Source organism: Microbispora rosea (assembly GCF_900156315.1).
Classification (GTDB): domain Bacteria; phylum Actinomycetota; class Actinomycetes; order Streptosporangiales; family Streptosporangiaceae; genus Microbispora; species Microbispora rosea.
Genome location: NZ_FTNI01000060.1, coordinates 1 through 13,445 on the forward strand (window position 1 = coordinate 1; position 13,445 = coordinate 13,445).

At 69.6% G+C, this 13,445-nt stretch carries 12 protein-coding genes; 8 read left to right on the plus strand and 4 right to left on the minus strand.

Features of this window, described 5'->3' with window-relative positions:
* On the minus strand, window positions 1-1,592 hold a 1,592-nt coding region (locus BXA11_RS40620), incomplete at its 3' end, for an extracellular catalytic domain type 1 short-chain-length polyhydroxyalkanoate depolymerase (protein ID WP_076443283.1).
* Window positions 1,593-1,972: 380 nt separating this feature from the next.
* On the opposite strand from BXA11_RS40620, the gene BXA11_RS40625 reads away from it, so the two are divergent.
* Window positions 1,973-2,680 carry a sulfotransferase family protein gene (locus BXA11_RS40625; RefSeq protein WP_030512546.1) on the plus strand — a complete coding sequence of 236 codons (708 nt, stop codon included), beginning with the start codon at window positions 1,973-1,975 and terminating at the stop codon, window positions 2,678-2,680.
* Between the two features lie 63 nt (window positions 2,681-2,743).
* Here BXA11_RS40625 and BXA11_RS45185 read toward each other — a convergent pair whose 3' ends face one another.
* Window positions 2,744-2,926, minus strand: coding sequence for a cupin domain-containing protein (locus BXA11_RS45185; protein WP_231514213.1), 183 nt, complete (start codon window positions 2,924-2,926; stop codon window positions 2,744-2,746).
* A gap of 253 nt (window positions 2,927-3,179) precedes the next feature.
* Between BXA11_RS45185 and BXA11_RS40635 the strand changes: the two genes are divergently transcribed.
* From BXA11_RS40635 to BXA11_RS40650, 4 genes are all read left to right on the plus strand, one after another.
* Window positions 3,180-3,569 carry an ArsR/SmtB family transcription factor gene (locus BXA11_RS40635; RefSeq protein WP_076443277.1) on the plus strand — a complete coding sequence of 130 codons (390 nt, stop codon included), beginning with the start codon at window positions 3,180-3,182 and terminating at the stop codon, window positions 3,567-3,569.
* Window positions 3,502-3,984 carry an SRPBCC family protein gene (locus tag BXA11_RS40640; RefSeq protein WP_076443278.1) on the plus strand — a complete coding sequence of 161 codons (483 nt, stop codon included), beginning with the start codon at window positions 3,502-3,504 and terminating at the stop codon, window positions 3,982-3,984. Before BXA11_RS40635 ends, BXA11_RS40640 begins: the two co-directional genes overlap by 68 nt.
* Window positions 3,971-4,543 carry a TIGR03086 family metal-binding protein gene (locus tag BXA11_RS40645; protein ID WP_076443279.1) on the plus strand — a complete coding sequence of 191 codons (573 nt, stop codon included), beginning with the start codon at window positions 3,971-3,973 and terminating at the stop codon, window positions 4,541-4,543. Before BXA11_RS40640 ends, BXA11_RS40645 begins: the two co-directional genes overlap by 14 nt.
* Window positions 4,544-4,747: 204 nt before the next feature.
* Window positions 4,748-5,869, plus strand: a complete 1,122-nt coding sequence (locus BXA11_RS40650) for an FAD-dependent monooxygenase (RefSeq protein WP_076443280.1) — start codon at window positions 4,748-4,750, stop codon at window positions 5,867-5,869.
* Window positions 5,870-5,942: 73 nt separating this feature from the next.
* On the opposite strand, the gene BXA11_RS40655 is transcribed toward BXA11_RS40650, so the two are convergent.
* Window positions 5,943-6,770, minus strand: a complete 828-nt coding sequence (locus tag BXA11_RS40655) for an SAM-dependent methyltransferase (protein ID WP_076443281.1) — start codon at window positions 6,768-6,770, stop codon at window positions 5,943-5,945.
* Window positions 6,771-7,415: 645 nt separating this feature from the next.
* Here BXA11_RS40655 and BXA11_RS40660 point away from each other — a divergent pair.
* Complete coding sequence (locus tag BXA11_RS40660; protein WP_083744954.1) at window positions 7,416-10,349, plus strand: family 43 glycosylhydrolase; 2,934 nt, start codon at window positions 7,416-7,418, stop codon at window positions 10,347-10,349.
* Here BXA11_RS40660 and BXA11_RS45585 read toward each other — a convergent pair.
* Entirely contained in the window at window positions 10,325-10,459 is a 135-nt protein-coding gene (locus tag BXA11_RS45585) for a hypothetical protein (RefSeq protein WP_275409803.1), read from the minus strand. The genes BXA11_RS40660 and BXA11_RS45585 overlap by 25 nt on opposite strands.
* Window positions 10,460-10,566: 107 nt before the next feature.
* Here BXA11_RS45585 and BXA11_RS40665 point away from each other — a divergent pair, with 107 nt between their 5' ends.
* On the plus strand, window positions 10,567-12,954 hold the full coding sequence (locus BXA11_RS40665) for a family 43 glycosylhydrolase (RefSeq protein ID WP_076443282.1): 2,388 nt from the start codon (window positions 10,567-10,569) through the stop codon (window positions 12,952-12,954).
* A gap of 84 nt (window positions 12,955-13,038) precedes the next feature.
* Window positions 13,039-13,445, plus strand: a 407-nt coding sequence (locus BXA11_RS40670) for a hypothetical protein (protein ID WP_208865602.1), incomplete at its 3' end; no start/stop codon positions are given.

Consider the following 13,445-nt stretch of genomic DNA (forward strand, 5'->3'; position numbering starts at 1 on the left):
TGCGTCTTGGCCCAGGTCCAGTTGTCGATGTTGTAGTCGTTGTAGCACAGCTTGGCCGCCGGATCGGCGGCCCGCGCGGTGCGGAAGGCGACCTCGATCCAGTCGTTGCCGGTGCGCTGCAGGTTGGAGTCGCGCCGCCCGCCGGTGCTGTCGTCGAAGGCCTCGTTGACCACGTCCCAGTACGGGATCTTGCCCTTGTAGTGGGCCATCACCCCGTTGATGTGGTTGATCATCGCCTGGCGCAGCGCGCTGCCCGACAGGGACTGCATCCAGCCCGGCTGCTGGGAGTACCAGGCCAGCGTGTGCCCGCGCACCTGCTTGCCGTTCTGCGTCGCCCAGTTGTAGATCCGGTCGGCGTTGGTGAAGTTGAACTGACCCTGGTTCGGCTCGGTCGCGTCGATCTTCATCTCGTTCTCGGCCGTGATCATGTTGAACTCACGATTCGCGATCGTCGTGTAGTTCGAGTCACCCAGCTTGCTCGCGCTGATCGCGGTGCCGAAGTAACGGCCGCTGCGGGCCGCGGCCGCGCCGAGGGTGGTCGCCGGCGGGCCCCCGGTGGGGCCGGACGACGGGCTCGGCGACGGGCTCGGCGACGGGCTGTTCGGCGGAGTGGGAGACGGCGTGGGCGACGGCGACGGAGAGGGCGACGGAGAGCTCTGCGTGGTGCTGTTGAGGCCCAGGAAGTTGATCGCGTAGGCGATCATGCCGTTGAGGGGCAGCGAGTGTCCCTGGCCGGAGACGCTGACGCCCTCGACCGGCGGCTGCGTGCTGTTGTTGCCATACCGGGTGCGGGTCCACCCCGACGAGGGGCTGTCGGTGGACACGGGCGTCTGGCTGACGCCGTTGAGGTTGGTCCACTGCTTGATCTCTTCGCCGAAGTTCGGGTAGGCGAGCGTGGTGTCGTTGGTGCCGTGCCACAGCTGCATGCGCGGATAGGAGCCGCCGTAGCCGGAGTACATCGAACGGGCCAGGTCACCCCACTGCTGGGCGGACTTGATGCTCTGCCCGCCGGAGCACTGGCTGTTCCAGGTGGAGCCGTCGGTCGTGGCGAAACAGCCCGCCGGGACGCCCATGAATGCCGAACCCGCCGCGAAGACGTCCGGATACTCGGCCGCCAGCACGTTGGTCATCATCGCGCCGGAGGAGACGCCGCTGACGTAGACGCGGCCGGGGTCCACGTTGTAGCGCGACTTGGCGTAGTCGACCATCGACATGATGCCGACCGGGTCGCTGCCACCGCCCCGCCGCAGCGCCTGGGGCGAGTACACGTCGAAGCACTGCCCGCTGCGCGTGGCCTCGGGGAACACGATGATGAACCCGTACTGGTCGGCCGCGGTCACGTAGTCGCGGAAGTATCCGCCGAACAGCGCCGACGCGGTGCCCGTGCAGTAGTGGACGGCGACCAGCAGCGCGGGCCGGGCCGCCACCCGGTCCGGCACGTAGATGTACATGTTCAGGTTGCTCGGGTTGTTGCCGAAGCTGGTCACCCGTGTCAGCGAGGCCGCGGCGGCCGGTTGGGTGACCAGCAACGTGGTCGCCGCGACCACGGGCATCAGCACGGCGGCCAGCAAGGCCACGATGCGTCGTCTCACGTGAGCTGTCCTTCCTCCGGTTGCGCCGGCCGGGGGCGTGGCCATGGCGCCCGGGGGCCGGGCTCCCGTACTGCTCGCAGGCTGCGGATGCCACACCCTCACCGGACCGGCGACGTGAATGTTTCCGAAGCGTGCCTAAAACTTTCTGGCGACTCAAGCCACTGATCACCGGGAGCTTCGCGGCCGAGAAGAGAAGGACGTCAGAGGCGTGCCCCGCCGTTCAGCGGTCGCGGACATTGGAAAGTTTCATAGAGACGCCGAAATATTGTCAGATCCACGCAGGAGGTACGCCGCGGGGATGCGAGCGCGCCGTGAGAACACCCGGCGGGCGGGCATGGTCTACCGCGTCAGCCGGCGGGGGCGACGACGGGAGCCTGGACATGCTGGAGGTCATCGGCGCGGGACTTCCGCGCACCGGAACGACGTCGACGAAGGCGGCCCTGGAGCTGCTCGGCTTCGGGCCCTGCTACCACACCTTCGAGGTCCTGCTCCGCCCGGAGCTCGCCGAACGATGGCTGCCCGTCTGCTCGGACGGGGCGGCCGACTGGGAGAGGGTCTTCGAGGGCTTCCGGTCCTGCGTGGACTGGCCCGCCAGCTTCTTCTGGCGGGAGCTGGCACAGGCCTATCCGGACGCCAAGGTCGTCCTCACCGTCCGCGACCCGGACAGCTGGTACGCCAGCTTCCGCATGCTGGGCTCGCTGAGCCCGCGCGAGCCGCTGCGGGAGGACGAGGTGCCCGAGGGCATCCGGCCCGTCGTCGCCGCCATGACCAGCCTCCGGCCGCTCTTCGAGCGGATCAGCGGGTCGGTGTTCGGCGAGGACTGGCGGCCCGGTCACAGTCCGGACGAGGAGCGGGCCGTCGCGGCCTACCACCGGCATGTCGCCGCGGTGCCGGCCGCCCTTCCCCCCGAACGGCTTCTGGTCTTCGACGTGCGCGAGGGATGGGGACCGCTGTGCGCCTTCCTCGGGGTCGCCGCTCCCCCCGGCGTCCCGTTCCCGCACCTCAACGACGCCGCGTCGATCCGCAGGACGTTCGAGCTCATGCGGACCGAGGGCCGCGTCCACGTCCCCTTCCCACTCCGAGGCTGACGGCGCGCCGCCCTCCGTTCGCCGGTGGAACGTCGATCCGTTCGCCGCGGCACCGCGAGGCGATCAGGGGCGCACGGCGTACACCTTGCGGAGCGTCTCGTGCACCGTCCACACCGTGCGCGCGCCACCGGGCATCAGCACGACGTCGCCCGGGCCGACGTCGAGCACCGGGCCGTTCTCGACCTCGATCGTCGCGCTGCCGCGGAGCACGACGAAGACCTCGTCCGCCTCGGTGTCGGTGCTCACGCCCGCCCTGGTCAGCGCGGCCGGGCGAGGGCCGCGTGGATGATATCGGCGCAGGCGGCGGGTCGAGCGCCAGGCCCTGATGGCCGCCGGGAAAGACGAGCGGCTCGACGCCGTGAGGCCCCCGGCGGCACCGGGCCGGCGGACTGACGTAAAGGGCACAGGAGCAGCGCTTTCAACCACATGGTTGTCATACGGCGGTCCACGGTCTACGATCCTTTCAACCGTTGGGTTGAAAACAAGGGAGGCGGTAACCATGGACTCGTTGTCTCGGATCTTCGCCGCCCTCGCCGATCCGACCCGGCGCGACATGATCGCCCGGCTCTCGGAGGGCGACGCGACCGTGGGCCAGCTGGCCGAGCCCTACCGGATGACGCTCCAGGCCGTCTACAAGCACTTGCGGGTGCTTGAGGACGCCGGGCTCGTCAGCCGGCCGCGAGGGCCACAGCCCCGGTCGGTGCGCCTGGAGGTCCACGCCTTCGACCTGATGGACACCTGGATCGAGCTCCACCGGGACCGCGCCGAGCAGCGCTACCGCCGCCTCGACGCCGTCATCGCCGAGATGAGGAGAGACGAGCATGGACAGGATCACAAAAACGGCCATCGAGGCCGACACGACGCTGCCGGTCATCCGGATGACGCGTGACTTCGAGGCGACGCCCGAGCAACTGTTCCGCGCCCACACCGATCCCGCGCTGTTCGCCCGATGGGTGGGTCCCGACACCACAGTCACCCGCATCGAGCACTGGGAGGCGCGCACCGGCGGCAGCTGGCGCTACGTCTCGGTGCACGACGGCACGGAGTACGGGTTTCACGGCTGCTTCCACGAGGTACGGCCGGACCGTATCGTGCAGACCTTCACGTTCGAGGGCGATCCCGACGGAGTCGCACTGGAGACGCTGTGGTTCGAGGACCTGGGCGACGGCCGTACGCGGCTGCGGGCGCAGTCGCTGGTCGACAGCTTCGAAAGCCGCGACGCGTGGTTGCGAAGCGGTATGGAGGTAGGGGTCGAGGACGGCTACGCCAAGCTGGAGAGAGTGCTCAGCGATGGCGCTGTCTGACCGCCCGGCCGAGCGGCACCGGCAGGTCGCGGGACTGTTCACCGAACGGGTCCGCGGCACCCGGTCCTGGGACGCGCCCTCCCCCGTCGCCGGCTGGGCCGCCCGTGATGTCGTCCGCCACCTGACCGACTGGTTCCCCGGGTTTCTCGCCGCCGGCGCCGGTGTCGCGCTGCCCTGCGGACCGCCGGTGGACGAGAACCCGGTCGCCGCGTGGCAGGTCCACTGTGACGGCGTGCAGGCGGTGCTGGACGATCCGGAGACGGCGCACCGGGAACTCGCCAACCCCCACGTCGGCAGCCTGCCGCTGGCGACCGCGATCGACCGGTTCTACACCGCCGACGTGTTCATGCACACGTGGGACCTGGCCAGGGCCACCGGCCAGGACGACCGGCTGGACGCCGGCTTCTGCGCTCGGCTCCTCGCCGAGATGGAGCAGATGGAGCAGGTCATCCGCGACTCCGGCCAGTTCGGCGCCCGGATCGAGGTGCCCGGCGATGCGGACGCCCAGACCAGACTGCTGGGTTTCATCGGCAGGGACCCGTTCTGGCCGGAGCGGTGACCTGTAGGCCCCCCTGACCTGTGGCCCCGTGCCACCGCGCCGCCTCCGCCGCCGGGCTCGACCCCGAGGTTGAGGCCCGGCCTCTCGCCGCTTCTCCCTTCGTGTGCGTACCGGGACCGCCAGGATCAATCGCCGCCGCTCCGTTTACGATCAAGGGCGTGGTCTGCTCTCCTGTCATTTCCCTCGTCATGAAGTGAGACCGTCATGCCAGCGGTAGGCAACGTCCTCGTCGGCGGCGGCGGCACCACCGGGTCGGCTCTGGCGATCCCGCTCGCCCGCGCCGGTGTCACCGTCGACATCGCGGAGATCCAGCCGGGGACCAGCGCACTCGGCTCGGGCATCACCCTGCAGGGCAACGCGCTGCGGGTGCTGCGCGACCTCGGGCTGTGGGACCGGGTCGCCGCCGCGGGCTTCCCGTTCGACTCGCTGGGGCTGCGCGCCCCGGACGGCACGCTGCTCATGGAGATCCCCGACGCCCGGATCGGCGGCCCCAGCCTGCCGGCCACCCTCGGTATGAACCGCCCCGAACTGGCCGCCATCCTCGCCGACGCCGTGCGCGAGGCCGGGGCGCGGACCAGGTTCGGGGTGACCGCCGAGGCGCTGACCGACACCGGCGACCGGGTGGAGGTGCGGCTGTCCGACGGCACCAGCGGCGCCTACGACCTGGTGGTGGGCGCCGACGGCATCCGCTCGGCGGTGCGTGCCCTGATCGGGATCGACGTCGCCCCGCGGCCGACCGGCATGGGCATCTGGCGCGTGCACACCCGCCGCCCCGCCGGGGTCGAGCGCACCGACCTCGTCTACGGCGGCCCCTGTTTCATCGCCGGATACTGCCCCACCGGCCCGGACACCATGTACGCCTACCTGGTGGACAAGGCCAGGCCCCGGGAGACGATCGGGGACAAGGTCGCGCACATGCGAGCCCTCGCCGAGGGATACGGCGGCGCCTGGGACGAGATCCGCGAGGACATCACCGACCCCGACCGCATCAACTACACGTGGTTCGAGTCGCTCCTGGTGGACCGGCCGTGGAACCGGGGCCGTGTGGTGCTCGCCGGCGACGCCGCGCACGCCTGCCCGCCGACCCTCGCCCAGGGCGCGGCCCAGTGCCTGGAGGACGCCGCCGTCCTGGCCGAGCTGCTGCTCGCCGCCGACCGGCTCGACCAGTCGCTGTTCGACGCGTACATGGACCGCCGTCATGAACGGGCGAAGGCGGTGGTCGAGGCGTCCCTGCAGCTCGCCGCCTGGCAGCTGAATCCGGCGCCGGACGCCGACGTACCCGGCCTCGCCGGCCGGATCAGCGCGCTCATGGCGGAGCGGCCGTGATCACGGGGGGACGCGCGGACCGTGGCCGGGCCGCCTGCCCGCTCTCCCGTGAGCCGGGTGTCCCGCTCAGGCGTCAGCGGACGCGGCCCACACCGCCGAGCGCGCCGGCCTTGCCCTCCCGTACGTAGGGGTAGTCGGTGTCGGGCCGCCACTCGTGCAGCGGCACCACTCCCGGCTCGACCAGGTCGAGCCCGTCGAAGAACGCGAGGACCTGGTCGTACGACCGGGAGGTGGTGCCGGGGACGGAGGTCCGGCTGAAGACCTTCCGGCCCTCCTCCTCCTGGTCCTCGCTCAGGTCGCCGAGGGAGCCGTGCGACACGACGAGGTAGCCGCCCGGCACGAGCGGATTCCGGAGCGCCGCGACGATCTTCATGGCCTCGTCGTCGTCCGGGACGAAGTGCAGCACGCCGAGCAGCAGGACGGCGAGCGGCTGGGAGAAGTCGATGTGCTCCCGGACCTCCGGATGCCCCAGCAGCGCCTCGGGGTCGCGCATGTCCGCCTCGATCGCGCGCACCCGCTCGTTCTCGGCCAGGATGGCCCGCGCGTGGACGAGGACGATGGGGTCGTTGTCGACGTAGACGATCCGCGACTCCGGAGCCAGTTCCTGGGCGACCTGGTGGACGTTGCGCTGCGTCGGAAGCCCGGCGCCGATGTCGAGGAACTGGCGGATGCCCTGCCGCGTGAGGTACGTGACGGCACGGACCAGGAACTCGCGGTTCTCCCTGGCGATGTCGGGAAGGTTGGGCAGGATCTCGATGATCTTCTCGGCGGCCTCGCGGTCCGCCGCGAAATTGTCCTTGCCACCCAGGTAGTAGTCATACATCCGGGCGACGCTCGGCGTAAACGGGTCGACGCCCGCGGGCGCCTTACGCTCGTCCACAACACTCCCCTCGTCGTACATCAAGGATGGTACGGCCTTGATCGCGACGGGGAAGACGCGTCACCAATTTGTCACCAAACGCTAGAAAGCGGCATGAAGGGGATGTCGGTAGACGAATCCGTTATCCGCCTTCTTGGAGCGCTCCTTGACGTGCCGATACGGCAGCTTCCCGACTTACGGACAGTACGTTACCGACCTCGGTGGACGTCTCCCACTCTTGACAGTGCGCGCCCTCCCGACCTACGTTCACGAAACATCGCCGTCATTTACCTGCAATCCCAAATGTTAGCGCTAACAGCCGAGGAGCCCTCCTGATGAGAAGCGGTCCCCCCGCCGCGGCTCACCCCGCCCCTCCCCGGGAGGGTTTCGCGCCGACCCGCCCATACGAACACGGCCCCCTCACGAGCGTTCACCTCACGGCCGCCCCACCCATGGGCCCGAGGTGACCACCCCACTCCGCACCCGGCACAACCGGTAGGACCCCCGCCTTCACCGCGAGCCCGCGCGCTCCGTTCCTCCCAGCCGGGACCGCCATGCCGGCCGGGCCCGGGACGAGCCCTCCTCCGCGGGCCGGCCGTTCGCCCGCCCTCCAGCCGACCGCTCACTCCGAACCCACACCCCCCAATGTCAGGCACTGCCTGACATCGCTCATCAGAGGAGTTTCGCGTGCCCGAAAATCGCCGATCCTCGGCGGTCCCCCGACGGATCCGGAGGATCTCGCTCGCGACGGCCGCCGCGCTCGTGTGCGGCGGTCTCGTGTCCCACGGTGGTGCGGCGAACGCCTCCGCCGGGTGGTCGCCGAAGCCGTCGTACACCTCGACCGACAAGGGCGACGGCACCTACACCGTGCCCATCACCAACGCCGACGTGCCCGACATCAGCGTTGAACGCGTTCCGGCCGCGGAGAGCAAGGAGCACCGGGACGTCTACTACATGATCAGCACGACGATGCACCTGAGCCCGGGCGCGCCGATCATGAAGTCGTACGACCTGGTGAACTGGGAGATCGTCAACTACGTGTTCGACCGAGCGGACATCGGCGACGCGTTCTCCCTGCGCAACGGGCAGAACTCGTACGGCCAGGGCCAGTGGGCGTCGTCGCTGCGCTACCACGACGGCAAGTTCTACGTCGTCTTCAACACCAACAACCTCGGCGGGGCGTACCTCTACAGCACCGACGACGTCGAGAACGGGAAGTGGACGCGCACACCGCTCGGCCGCGGCCTGCACGACCCGTCGCTGTTCTTCGACGACGACGGCACGGCTTACATCTTCTACGGCTCGGGCAATACGAGCGCCGTGCGCCTCAAGTCCGACATGTCAGGCATTGACAAGGACTTCCCGAACATCTTCACGGCGAACGACTACGCCGGCAAGCCGTTCATCGGCGGCCTGTTCGAGGGCGCCCAGGTCTTCCACATCAACGGCTACTACTACGTGGTCATCATCACCTGGCCGTCCGGGCAGGGACGCCAGGTCGCCATGTTCCGCTCGAAGGACCTGCTCGGGCGCTACACGTCGGCGGACGGCACGAACACCTACGAGGCCCGCGGGGTGCTCAACTCCAACGGCTTCGCCCAGGGCAGCCTCGTGCCGATCTCCCGCGACGGCGGCACCGAGTGGTACGGCATGTTCTTCCGCGACAACTTCCCGATCGGGCGCACCCCGGCGCTCATCCCCGCCACCTGGCAGGACGGCTGGCCGACGTTCGGCACCAACGGGGTCGTGCCGGTGGGCGGCGCGTTCGCCAAGCCGATCGAGCTCAGCCCCGAGGAGGAGACGTTCGAGCAGCAGAAGAGCATCGTCGCCTCCGACGACTTCGCCAACGACGCGCCGCACAGGCCGTACATGGACGAGCAGTGGACGATCCCCGACCCGCCCGCGTACGACGACTCGCTCATCGGCGTCGAACTCCTGCAGAACCCCGGGTTCGAGTCCGACGCGGTCTCGCCGTGGGGCACGCAGTACGGCGCGACGATCAGCCGTGACACGACCGACCCGGCCGCGGGCTCGGCGGCGCTGAAGGTGAGCAACCGCACGCTCAACGGCTCCGGGCCGAACCAGTTCCTCAACGGCAAGGTGCAGCGCGGTGTGACCTACACCGTGTCGGCGAAGATCAAGTACACCTCGGGCCCGAGCAGCATCCGGTTCAACCTGGTGGCCGACTGGGGCGCGGGCGTCCAGACGATGGCGTCCGGGAACGTTCCCGCCGGGCAGTGGACGACCGTGACGGGCCAGTACACCATCCCCTCGACGGCGAACGTGGACAACTTCAAGTTCGCGGTCGAGACCCCGTGGGCCAATCCGCAGCCGGCGTCGTCGAGCGTGGACTACCTGATCGACGACGTCTCGGTCGTCGGTCAGCCGGTGACGATCGAGGCCCCCTCAAAGGAGGAGATCGCCCCCAACGGGTCGCGGCTCGACCCGGTGTGGGAGTGGAACCACGCCCCCGACAACCGCTACTGGTCGCTCACCGACCGGGACGGATGGCTGCGGCTGACGACCGGCAAGGTGGTCACCGGCAAGTACGTCTACGGCAAGCTCTCCGGCAAGGACGAGCTGACCTGGTTCGAGGAGGCGCGGAACACGCTGTCGCAGCGCACGTTCGGGCCGCGGCAGTCCGTCGAGACCAGGATGGACATCTCCGGCATGAAGAACGGTGACGTCGCCGGCCTGGCCGCCTACAACCGCGGGTTCTCCTACGTGGCGGTCAAGCGCGTCGACGGCCAGAACACGCTGGGCGTCGTCAACCGGGGACAGCCGTTCGCGGTCGACATCGACCAGGCGGCGATCGAGAACTTCGTGTCCGGCACGACGGTGCCGCTGGGAGACGCGACCCAGGTGTATGTGAAGGCGGACCTCGACTTCAGCTCGCCCGCCGGGCAGCTGTGGACGACGTTCTACTACAGCCTCGACGGGCTGCAGTGGACCCAGCTGGGCAGCCGCGTCGGCCCGCAGACGCTCGACGGCAGCCTCTCGCACTTCATGGGACACCGGGTCGGCCTGTTCGACTACGCGACGAAGGAGAAGGGCGGGCACGTCGACTTCGACTACTACAAGCTCAGCGACACGCTGACCGCGCAGAACAAGGCGCTCGACACGAGCGCCCTCGATGCGGCCATCGCCTACGCGGGCACGCTCGACGAGGGCGACTACCCGGCGGACGCCTGGGCCGGCATGCAGGCCGCGCTCGACGACGCGAAGACGGCGCGGGCCGGTGAGTTCGGCACCCAGAACCAGATCGACGCTCCGGAGCGGGCGCTCAGCTACCAGCTGGCCCGGCTCGGCACGCTCAAGGCCGCCTCGCCGGAGGTGAAGCTGGCCGTCACCGCCTCCTCCCGCTGCATCGGCGCCTCGGCGTACGTCGCCGTGACCGCCGTGAACAACGGTGACGTCCCGGCGACGATCACGCTGACCACCCCGTTCGGCTCCAGGACGGTGGCCGACGTGGCTCCGGGCAAGCAGGCCTACCAGTCCTTCAACACCCGCGCCGCCCAGATCGACGCCGGCACGGTCACTGTGAAGGCGACCGCCACGATCGGCGGCAAGCAGGTCACCTCGTCCTACGACGCCGGCTACACCGCGGCCAGCTGCCGCTGAGCCGCGTACACGGCGGTGACCACGGTCACCACGACGAGGACACCGCCGGAGCACAACCCGGGGCCGGCCAGCCGGCCGGCCCCGCCCCCCCATGAACGAGTCGCGCGCATCTGCGTGATTCGCCGGGGCGTGCGGCCGCTCATCCCCATCGCAGTGAGCCGACCCGCTCCGGGGCGTCCATGTCCCCAGAAAAGTCTGAGGCCAAGGAGGATATTTCGTGTTGAAGCGTGTTCGAAGGACGACCCGGCGACGGGTCGCCGCCATGGCGATGGCCGGCGCCCTGCTGGGCGCCGCGGTAGCCGCGACGGCGGGGCCGGTCCAGGCCGCCGCACCCAACATCATCGTGAACGGCGGGTTCGAGGACGGCCTCTCCGGCTGGTTCGTCAACAACGGGAACGCGACCGACGGTGCGACGCTGTCGGCCACGACGGACGCCTACGGCGGGTCGAGCGCCGTGCTCGTCACCAACCGCAAGACGACCGGCTCCGGCCCGATGCAGGACCTGTCCGGCAAGGTGCAGGCCGGCAAGACGTACGCGGTCACGGCGCGGGTGAAGTACGAGAACCCCAACAGCCCGGCGACCAAGCAGTTCTTCGCCACCATGCACTACGGCGGCGGCACCTACACGAACGTCGGCACGGTGACGGTCGCGCGCGGGCAGTGGGGGCTCATCCAGGGCACGTTCACGATCCCCGCGGGGCAGAGCGTCGCCACCGCGCGGCTCTTCATCGAGACGCCCTGGACGTCGGACCCCGCGTCCGCCCCGGACACGCACCTCATGGACTTCAAGGTCGACGACGTGTCCGTCTCCGAGTTCGTGCCGTCGACGACCATCGAGGCGCTCGGCAAGAACCCCGGCGAGGGCAACCCGCTCATCTCGCACAAGTTCGGCGCGGACGGCAACGCGTTCGTCCACGACGGCCGCGTGTACATCTACATGACCAACGACACGCAGGAGTACAAGCCGGGTCCCACCGGGGTCTCCTCGACCAACACCTACGCCAGCATCAACACGATCACGGTCATCTCGTCCGACGACCTCATGAACTGGGTCGACCACGGCGAGATCCCGGTCGCGGGCTCGAGCGGGGTCGCCCGCTACGCGAGCAACTCGTGGGCGCCCGCCATGGAGAGCAAGGTCGTCGACGGCAAGGAGAAGTTCTTCCTCTACTTCGCCAACAACGGCGGCGGCTCCGGCGTCATCGTCGGCGACTCGCCGGTCGGCCCGTGGCACGACGAGCGCGGCAGCCTGCTCATCACGGGTTCGACTCCGGGGGCCTCCAACGGCAAGAACTGGCTCTTCGACCCCGGCGTGTTCATCGACGACGACGGCCAGGGTTACCTCGTGTTCGGCGGTGGCGGCGACGACGGCACGCGCAGCGCCGAGAACACCAACCACCCGAAGTCCACGCGCGTGATCAAGCTCGGCGACGACATGATCAGCACGGAGGGCTCGGCGGAGGTCATCGACGCGCCGCTCGTGTTCGAGGCCGGCCACCTGTTCAAGCGCGACGGCAAGTACTACTACTCGTACTCGTCGAACTTCGGCTTCGGCGGTGCGATCGACCCCAACGGCCCGCCGACCGGGGCGATCGCCTACCTCATGGCCGACAGCCCGATGGGCCCCTGGACCCCCGAAACGTACAAGGGCATCATCTTCCGCAACCCCGGCACCTACTTCGGCGCCGGCGGCAACAACCACCAGTCGGTGTTCCAGCTCAACGGGCAGTACTACTTCACCTACCACGCCCAGACCCTCAACAGCCGCATCACGGGCGGCGCCACCCAGGGCTTCCGCAGCCCGCACCTCGCCAAGCTCGACTTCAACGCCGACGGCACGATCAAGGAGGTGAAGGGCGACTACAAGGGCGTCGAGCAGATCCGCAACCTCGACCCCTACCGGGTGATCGAGGCCGAGACGATCGCCTGGCAGCAGGGCATCGCGACGAAGAAGGTCGACGGCGGGTCGGAGGAGTTCGGCGCGCAGGCTCCGAACCTCGTGGTGCACGACATCGACAACGGCGACTGGACGTCGCTCGCGAAGGTCGACTTCGGCACGGAAGGGGCCACCGGCGTCACCGCCAAGGTGCGCCCGCTCGCGACCGGCGGGAAGATCCAGGTTCGTCTCGACGGCCGCACCTCGCCCGTGGTGGCGACCATTCCCGTCGACGCGCCGCTCGGCGAGTGGACGAAGCTGAGCGCCCAGCTCGACGGCGTCACGGGCGTGCACGACGTGTACTTCACCTACGCCGGTCCCGACGGGGCGGACCTCTTCGAGGTCGACTCCTGGTCGTTCGAGGCCGCGTCCTCGCCGGAGGTCAAGCTGGCCGTCACCGCCTCCTCCCGCTGCATCGGCACCTCGGCGTACGTTGCGGTCACCGCCGTCAACGACTCCGACGTTCCGGCGACGATCACGCTGACCACCCCGTTCGGCTCCAGGACGGTGGCCGACGTGGCTCCGGGCAAGCAGGCCTACCAGTCCTTCAACACCCGGGCCGGGCAGGTCGACGCCGGCACGGTCACTGTGAAGGCGACCGCCACGATCGGCGGCAAGCAGGTCACCTCGTCCTACGACGCCGCCCACGGCGCGTCCAGCTGCGGCTGAGCCGCATACACCGCCGTAGCACAACCCGGGGCCGGCCGGCCGACCAGCAGGCCGGCCCCGCCCCCCATAGATGGAGCGATTCCCATGAGAATGACCACCCGGATACTCGCCGCGTCGGTGCTCGGCCTGGCCCTCGCCGGGGCCGGCCTGGCCGGTCCCGCGCTGGCCGACGACGACCCCGCCACCGGTGGCGTGGATGTGTCGGTGAACATCCAGCCCACCACCACCCCCGGCCAGCTGTCGATGACCGTGGCCGACAACAACGGGGTGTCCCTGCAGGAGAACGGCTCCGACGCCGCCGCCCGCCAGTTCACCGGCACCCTGCCCACCGTCACCGTCACCGACACCCGCACCCCCGAGGAGATCCCCGCCGGCGAGTACTGGGCCGTCGTCGGCCAGGCCAGCCAGTTCGTCGCCGCCGACGACCCGGCCAAGACCATCGGCCCCGAATACCTCGGCTGGAAGCCGCACCTGATCAGCGACTCCTCCAC

What these genes read in the sequence shown, in the direction of transcription:
- BXA11_RS40625 (WP_030512546.1), top strand. Translation starts at nt 1,973, where the DNA reads ATGCTGGAGGTCATCGGCGCGGGACTTCCGCGCACCGGAACGACGTCG.
- BXA11_RS40635 (WP_076443277.1), top strand. Translation starts at nt 3,180, where the DNA reads ATGGACTCGTTGTCTCGGATCTTCGCCGCCCTCGCCGATCCGACCCGG.
- BXA11_RS40640 (WP_076443278.1), top strand. Translation starts at nt 3,502, where the DNA reads ATGGACAGGATCACAAAAACGGCCATCGAGGCCGACACGACGCTGCCG.
- BXA11_RS40645 (WP_076443279.1), top strand. Translation starts at nt 3,971, where the DNA reads ATGGCGCTGTCTGACCGCCCGGCCGAGCGGCACCGGCAGGTCGCGGGA.
- BXA11_RS40650 (WP_076443280.1), top strand. Translation starts at nt 4,748, where the DNA reads ATGCCAGCGGTAGGCAACGTCCTCGTCGGCGGCGGCGGCACCACCGGG.
- BXA11_RS40655 (WP_076443281.1), bottom strand. Translation starts at nt 6,770, where the DNA reads ATGTACGACGAGGGGAGTGTTGTGGACGAGCGTAAGGCGCCCGCGGGC.
- BXA11_RS45585 (WP_275409803.1), bottom strand. Translation starts at nt 10,459, where the DNA reads ATGCGCGCGACTCGTTCATGGGGGGGCGGGGCCGGCCGGCTGGCCGGC.